The 6,192-nt window shown below is 70.9% G+C and carries 9 protein-coding genes; 8 read left to right on the top strand and 1 reads right to left on the bottom strand.

Features of this window, described 5'->3' with window-relative positions; translation table 11 throughout:
* Positions 1 to 108: 108 nt before the first annotated feature.
* The 5 genes from AC3EGR_RS25605 to AC3EGR_RS25585 all read left to right on the top strand — a co-directional run bounded on the left by AC3EGR_RS25605 (position 109) and on the right by AC3EGR_RS25585 (position 3,908).
* Positions 109 to 774 carry a LysR substrate-binding domain-containing protein gene (locus AC3EGR_RS25605; RefSeq protein WP_488549356.1) on the top strand — a complete coding sequence of 222 codons (666 nt, stop codon included), beginning with the start codon at positions 109 to 111 and terminating at the stop codon, positions 772 to 774.
* Positions 775 to 793: 19 nt separating this feature from the next.
* Positions 794 to 1,246, top strand: coding sequence for a thiosulfate oxidation carrier protein SoxY (gene soxY / locus AC3EGR_RS25600; protein ID WP_488549355.1), 453 nt, complete (start codon positions 794 to 796; stop codon positions 1,244 to 1,246).
* 17 nt (positions 1,247 to 1,263) lie between these two features.
* Positions 1,264 to 1,575, top strand: a complete 312-nt coding sequence (gene soxZ / locus AC3EGR_RS25595) for a thiosulfate oxidation carrier complex protein SoxZ (protein WP_488549354.1) — start codon at positions 1,264 to 1,266, stop codon at positions 1,573 to 1,575.
* Positions 1,576 to 1,669: 94 nt separating this feature from the next.
* Complete coding sequence (locus AC3EGR_RS25590) at positions 1,670 to 2,788, top strand: YeeE/YedE family protein (protein ID WP_488549353.1); 1,119 nt, start codon at positions 1,670 to 1,672, stop codon at positions 2,786 to 2,788.
* Between the two features lie 148 nt (positions 2,789 to 2,936).
* On the top strand, positions 2,937 to 3,908 hold the full coding sequence (locus AC3EGR_RS25585) for a Bug family tripartite tricarboxylate transporter substrate binding protein (protein WP_488549352.1): 972 nt from the start codon (positions 2,937 to 2,939) through the stop codon (positions 3,906 to 3,908).
* On the opposite strand, the gene AC3EGR_RS25580 is transcribed toward AC3EGR_RS25585, so the two are convergent.
* Positions 3,895 to 4,104 carry a hypothetical protein gene (locus AC3EGR_RS25580; protein WP_488549351.1) on the bottom strand — a complete coding sequence of 70 codons (210 nt, stop codon included), beginning with the start codon at positions 4,102 to 4,104 and terminating at the stop codon, positions 3,895 to 3,897. The genes AC3EGR_RS25585 and AC3EGR_RS25580 overlap by 14 nt on opposite strands.
* 256 nt (positions 4,105 to 4,360) lie before the next feature.
* Here AC3EGR_RS25580 and AC3EGR_RS25575 point away from each other — a divergent pair, with 256 nt between their 5' ends.
* Genes AC3EGR_RS25575 through AC3EGR_RS25565 form a run of 3 tightly spaced genes read left to right on the top strand, consistent with a single transcriptional unit; the run spans position 4,361 to position 6,136 of the window.
* Entirely contained in the window at positions 4,361 to 4,627 is a 267-nt protein-coding gene (locus tag AC3EGR_RS25575; protein ID WP_488549350.1) for a hypothetical protein, read from the top strand.
* Between the two features lie 46 nt (positions 4,628 to 4,673).
* The gene (locus AC3EGR_RS25570; RefSeq protein ID WP_488549349.1) at positions 4,674 to 5,723 is read left to right on the top strand and encodes a tellurite resistance/C4-dicarboxylate transporter family protein; all 1,050 of its coding nucleotides are present in this window, start codon (positions 4,674 to 4,676) and stop codon (positions 5,721 to 5,723) included.
* Positions 5,720 to 6,136, top strand: a complete 417-nt coding sequence (locus AC3EGR_RS25565; protein ID WP_488549348.1) for a PAS domain-containing protein — start codon at positions 5,720 to 5,722, stop codon at positions 6,134 to 6,136. The genes AC3EGR_RS25570 and AC3EGR_RS25565 overlap by 4 nt, the downstream gene beginning before the upstream one ends.
* Positions 6,137 to 6,192 lie beyond the last annotated feature (56 nt).

Genomic DNA, 6,192 nt, shown 5'->3' with positions numbered 1-6,192 from the left:
TCGGGCATTCTTATGGGTGTTCATCCGGTTTGGAAAGTTGAGTTCACTGGGGGTTTGGCGATTCCCAGTCTCTCAAAACCTCTCCGGGTGAACACCCGCAATAACCTATTGAACCTTCACAGCTACACCGCCGTCGCCGGCTATGCGCTCATCCCCGGCCTGCTGGCCGCCGCACGCAGTGCCCTGCCGGACATCGCGATCGTGCTGGAGGAGATGGTCTCTTCCGAGCAGCTGCAAGCGCTGGAGGCGGGCACCCTGGACATCGGTTTCGTGCGGCCGCAGCACGCCGCCGGCGCCCTGCGCTACCACCTCGTCACGCGCGAGCCCATGCTGCTGGCCGTGCCCGCGGCGCACCCGCTCGCCCAGCGCGAGCGCATCCGCCTGCAGGACCTCGCCGGCCTGCCGCTGATCATGTATTCGCAGAAGGAAGGCAAGTACTTCCACGACAAGATCGTTGCGCTGTTCGCGGCCAGCGCGGGCCAGCCGGAGTACGTCCACCACATTGGCCAGACGCACACCATCATGGCGCTGGTACGCGCCGGCATCGGGCTGGCGATCGTCCCGGCCTCGGCCGCACAGCTGCGCTTCGAACACGTGGTGCTCAAGCCCTTGTGGCGGCGCGACGTGTTCGCCGAGATCTACCTGGCCTGGCGGGCCGAGGAGCGCAACCCGGCGCTGCCGCCGCTGCGTGAATTCTTCGTGCGCCAGCTCGCCGGGGCGGCGCCGCCCCGCCGCGGGCGAGGGACATCGCGCCTGGGGGACAATGCGCGCTGAGATGTCCAGGAGCGCAGGAATGCAGAATCGGCGGGAAACCCTCAGGCAATCGCTGGCGGTGGCGGGCCTGCTCGCGGGCACGGGCCTGTTCCCGCGCGAGGCCTTCGCGTTCAACCGCGGCGCTTTCGATGCCAGGAGCATGGGCGAGGCCGTGCGCGCCTACGGCGGCACGGCACCGGCGGAGAGCAAGGACGTGGTGCTCACCGCGCCGGAGATCGCCGAGAACGGCGCCGTCGTGTCCTTCACGCTGGCCAGCACCCTGCCCAACGTGAAGCACCTGCTGCTGCTGGTGGAGCGCAACCCTTCCACCCTGGTGGCCAAGTTCGACGTGAACGAGTCGATCGAGCCGAACTTCACGCTGCGCGCCAAGATGGCCGAGAGCTCCAACGTCTACGCGGTGGCGATCACGGCGGACAACAAGGCCTGGTTCGCGAAGAAGGACGTGAAGGTCACCCTGGGCGGCTGCGGCTGACCGGGACGGAGTACGAAATGGCAGAACCGATGCGCATCCGCGCGCAGGCGTCCGGCAACGGCGCCGTCGTGCGCGTCCTCATGAACCACGAGATGGAAACCGGCCAGCGCAAGGACGCCGGAGGCCGCACCGTGCCGGCCTGGCACATCACCGACGTCACCGCGGCCCTCAATGGCCGCCAGGTGTTCGCCGCGGAGTGGGGCCCCGGCGTGTCGCGCAATCCGTTCCTGCAGTTCACCATCAAGGGCGCCAAGGCCGGTGACAAGGTGACGGTGGGCTGGAAGGACTCGCGCGGCGACACGCGCAGCGATGAAGCCACCGTCGCCTGAGCGCCGCACGGCCGCCCGAAGGCGCGCGTCCCTTCCGCCTGCGCAGGGCGGAGCTGGAGCCCGCGCAGCGGACCAGCCCAGGGGAGCTTCCTAGTTGGACGCGGCGCAGCTGCTTTCGCTGCAGCACCAGGTGCTGTGGTCCGCCTTCCTCGTCGCCCTCGCCTTCGGCGCCCTGGGGCAGCGCACCGGGTTCTGCACCATGGGGGCGGTCAGCGACGTGGTCGCCATGGGCGAGTGGACGCGCGCGCGCCAGTGGGCGCTGGCGGCCGCGGTCGCCACCATCGGTTTCGCGCTGTTCGCGGCCGCGGGCATCCTGCGGCCGCCACAGACCCTCTATGGATCCACCCGCTGGCTCTGGCTGTCCGCGCTGGTCGGTGGCCTGCTGTTCGGGTTCGGCATGGTGCTGTCCTCCGGCTGCGTCAGCCGCAACCTGGTGCGCCTGGGGGCGGGCAGCCTCAAGGCGCTGGTCGTGGCCCTGGTCACCGGCATCGCGGCCTTCGCGACGCTCAAGGGCCTCACCGCCGTGTGGCGGGTCAACAGCGTGGACCGCGCCGCGCTGGAGTTCGCCGGCAACGCGGACCTCGCGACGCTGCTCGCGCGCGCCCTGGGCGTCGCGCCGGCGTCGGTCTCGCTGGCCGCGGGGCTCGTGCTCGGGGGCGGCTTGCTCGCCTTCGCGCTCGCCTCGCGCGAGGCGCGGCGGCCGCTGAACCTGCTCGCGGGCGGCGGTGTCGGCCTGCTGGTGCTCGCGATGTTCTGGGTGACCGGCCACCTGGGCCATGTGGCCGAACATCCGGAGACGCTGGAGGAAACCTGGCTCGCGACCAACTCGATGCGCGCCGAGGGCCTGAGCTTCGTCGCGCCGGTGGCCTACGCCCTGGACTGGCTCATGTTTTTCAGCGACGCGAGCAAGCGCCTGACCGTGGGCATCGTCGCGGTGCTGGGCGTGGTGGCCGGCTCCGGCGCCATGGCCATCGCACGCCGCGCGTTCCGCTGGGAAGGTTTCGGCGGCACCGGTGACCTCGGCCACCACCTCGCGGGTGCCGTGCTGATGGGGATCGGCGGCGTGACCGCGGTCGGCTGCAGCATCGGCCAGGGCGTCACGGGACTGTCCACCCTCAGCCTCACCAGCTTCGTCGCCGCGCCTTCGATGATCCTCGGCGCGGTCCTCGCCCTGCGCTACCAGGTGTGGCGCCTGCAGCGCGGCACGGTCTAGGACGCGCAGTCCTCGCTGGGAGGCTCCCCCGTCGCGCTGTGACGATGCTGGGTTTCCCTAGCGGCTCCCGTCGTCCGCCGCCTTTCCGCTAGCATCTCCTGCGGCGGCATGTGGACCGCGCGCAGTGATACGAACAAAGGAGACATCCATGCAACGTCGCACCCTCGTGGCTGCGTTCACCGTGCTCGCAGGCGCGGCTTTCCTGGCGCAGGCGCAGGACAAGTGGCCGACCAAGCCCATCACCTACATCGTCCCCTTCGGCGCCGGCGGCACGACCGACGTGCTCGCGCGCCTGGTGACGCAGAAGGCGGGTCCGGCGCTGGGCACCACCTTCGTGATCGAGAACAAGCCGGGCGCGGGCGGCGGCATGGGCTCGGACTTCACCGCCAAGGCGGCGCCGGACGGCTACACGATCCAGGGCGGCACGGTCAGCTCGCACGCGATCAACGTGAGCCTCTATCCCAAGCTGCCCTACGACCCGATCCGCAATTTCACGCCGATCACCATGATCGGCTCCATGCCCAACGTGCTGGTCGTGCGCGCCGACAGCCCGTACAAGAGCGTCGCCGACGTGATCGCGGCGGCGAAGGCGAAGCCGGGCACGATCAACTACGCGTCCTCGGGCAACGGCACCTCGCAGCACCTGTCCGGCGTGTTCTTCGAGCAGCTCACCGGCGGCAAGATGGTGCACGTGCCGTACAAGAGCAGCGCCGAGTCGCTGACGGCCCTCATGTCCGGCCAGGGCGCGGACATCATCTTCGAGAACCTGGCGCCGGCGCTGCCGCACATCCAGGCCGGCAAGGTGCGCGCCCTGGGCGTGACCTCGGCCAAGCGCTCGTCCACGGTGCCCGACGTGCCCGCGATCGCCGAAGTGCTCAGCGGCTTCGACGTCGTGTCCTGGCAGGCCATCTTCGCGCCGGCCAACGTGCCCAAGCCGGTGGTCGACAAGCTGGCCGGCGAGATGATCAAGGCGATCAACGACCCCGAGATCAAGTCCAAGCTGGTGGCTCAGGGCATCGAGCCGGGCGGCATGACGCCGGCCGAACTCGGGGCCTTCCAGAAGGCGGAAGTGGACAAGTGGGCCCGCGTGATCAAGGCGGGCAACATCAGGATGGAGTGAGGGGCGGCGCGCCCGCACGGGCGACCAGCTCCAGGTCCTCCGGCGCGTAGGGCTCGTTCTGGGTCTTGCCGTCGGGGCCGACCGACGCGCACAGCACGGTCACCGGCGAGGCTGCGCGCACCGTCATGAGGTGCGCCGCGTTGCCGCGCGCCAGGCGCACCGTGTCTCCGGGACGGAATTGGGGATTTCGGGTCACTTGGTCGGGGGGTACTGCCTCACGCGCCATTCTGCGGGCGTTGCCGGGCAATGCACACCGCGGCGCGCAGGCTGGGGGCGCCGGCGGCGCGTGCGCGCAACAGGTCCGCGCCAGGGGACACGTCCGGAGCCGGCTGGCGGGCCTGCGGCGCCTGCCGTCCTGCGGCCCGGGAAGCGTCCTACACCAACATCGGCAAGCCGAGCATCCCGCGCGCCGCGCCGCATCGAACAATGCGGTCACCCACAGGGAGCAAGCCATGGCAGACGAAGCCGATCTCGCATTCGATTCCGAGCAGCGCCACCTGACGCATGCGCTCGCGGCGCAGCGCCTGCGCGGCGGCGTGCTGCGCCCCACCGGCAGCTGCCACCATTGCGGCCACGACGAAGGCCTGGGGGACCGCCTGTTCTGCGACAGCGACTGCGCCGCCGACTGGGAGTACGAGGACGCGCTGCGGCGCCGGCTCGGGCTCGCCGGCGCCGGCGCACCGGTCAGAAGCGCCGGCCGGCCGCGCCTGTCCAACTAGCGCCGCAGTCCGCGGCCAGCGCGGGAACGCGCCTATAGTTGTCCGGATGCATGCCGGACCCATCGCCGCCACGTCCATCGCCGGGCTGTCGCCCGCGAACTTCGCCATCGTCATGGCGACGGGCATCCTGGGCGTCGCGGCGCACCAGCAGGGGCTGGACATCCTGGCCGAGGGCCTGCTCGCGGTCTCGCTGCTCGCCTGGATCGCGCTGGCCGGCCTCACGGCCGGGCGCACGCTGTGGCATCGCGAGCACCTGCTGGCGGATCTGTGCAGCCACCAGCGGGCGCCCGGCTTCCTCACCACCGTCGCCGGCACGTCCGTGCTCTCCAGCCTGTGGCTGCTGCTGGGCCTGCGCAGCGACATCGCGCTGGCGCTCGGCGCGCTGGCGCTGCTCCTGTGGCTCGTGCTCACCTACGGCATCCTGATGGCGCTGACCCTGGGCCGCGACAAGCCGCTGCTGGCCGACGCCCTCAGCGGCTCGTGGCTGCTGGTGGTGGTGGCCATGCAGTCGATCGCCATCGTCGCCGTGCTCGTCGGCGCCGGCGTGCAGCAACCGGAGCGCCTCGCGCTGAACTTCCTGGCGCTCGCGATGTGGTTCTGCGGCGGCATGGTGTACGTCTGGGTGATCTCGCTGGTGTTCTACCGCTACGTCTTCTTCCGCTTCGAGCCGCAGGACCTGGCGCCAACCTGGTGGATCAACATGGGCGCGATGGCGATCTCCACGCTGGCCGGCGCCCTGCTGGTGCTGCATGCGCCGGGCGCGCCCTTCCTCGCCGACTTGCTGCCCGTCCTGCGGGGCGGCACGCTGCTGTACTGGGCAGTCGGCACCTGGTGGATTCCGCTGCTGGCCGGCCTGGCGGTGTGGCGCTACGTGCGCCGGCGCTATCCCTTGCGCTACGAGGTCGGCTACTGGGGCGTCGTGTTCCCGCTGGGGATGTATTCGGCCGCGACGCACCAGATGTCGCTGGCGCTGGGCGTGCGCTTCCTGGCGCCGGTGGCGCGCTCCTTCTTCTTCCTCGCTGCCGTCGCCTGGCTGCTCACCGCCGCGGGCCTCGTGCGGCAGTGGTTGCGCGCGATGGAAAGGACCGCGACATGAACGACGCTTCCCTGGCCGACCGGATCCTGGAACAGACCACGGATGCCCTGATCTACGCCAACCGCGAAGGCGAGATCGTGCGCTGGAACGCGGCGGCCACCGCGCTGTTCGGCCACGAACCCGCCGACGCCGTCGGGCACAGCCTGGACCTGATCATCCCGGAGCACCTGCGCGCCGCCCACTGGAAGGGCTATGACGCCGCGATGGCGTCGGGCAGCACGCGCCTGGCCGGGCGCCCCGCCGTGACCCGCGCCGTGCGCAAGGACGGCGGCAAGCTCTATGTGGAGATGACCTTCGCGGTGGTGAAGGACGACGCCGGAGCCGTCGTCGGATCGGTGGCGATCGCACGCGACGTGACCGAGCGCGTGCAGCGCGAGCGGGCGGCCGCCACGCCCGCGCCGTCCGCGGGGTGAACGCGCCGGCTCCGCGCCCTCCGGACGCCGCCAGCCGCGTGCTCGAGGCGCTGCAG

The organism is Ramlibacter sp. G4-7 (genome assembly GCF_057784995.1).
The sequence above is the reverse complement of the archived record's forward strand: the minus strand, read 5'-3'. Positions and strand labels throughout refer to the sequence as shown.

Excerpts from the sequence above, each read along its gene's own strand:
- soxZ (WP_488549354.1), top strand. The coding sequence starts at position 1,264 with ATGGCAGAACCGATGCGCATCCGCGCGCAGGCGTCCGGCAACGGCGCC.
- AC3EGR_RS25585 (WP_488549352.1), top strand. The coding sequence starts at position 2,937 with ATGCAACGTCGCACCCTCGTGGCTGCGTTCACCGTGCTCGCAGGCGCG.
- AC3EGR_RS25570 (WP_488549349.1), top strand. The coding sequence starts at position 4,674 with ATGCATGCCGGACCCATCGCCGCCACGTCCATCGCCGGGCTGTCGCCC.
- AC3EGR_RS25575 (WP_488549350.1), top strand. The coding sequence starts at position 4,361 with ATGGCAGACGAAGCCGATCTCGCATTCGATTCCGAGCAGCGCCACCTG.
- AC3EGR_RS25565 (WP_488549348.1), top strand. The coding sequence starts at position 5,720 with ATGAACGACGCTTCCCTGGCCGACCGGATCCTGGAACAGACCACGGAT.
- soxY (WP_488549355.1), top strand. The coding sequence starts at position 794 with ATGCAGAATCGGCGGGAAACCCTCAGGCAATCGCTGGCGGTGGCGGGC.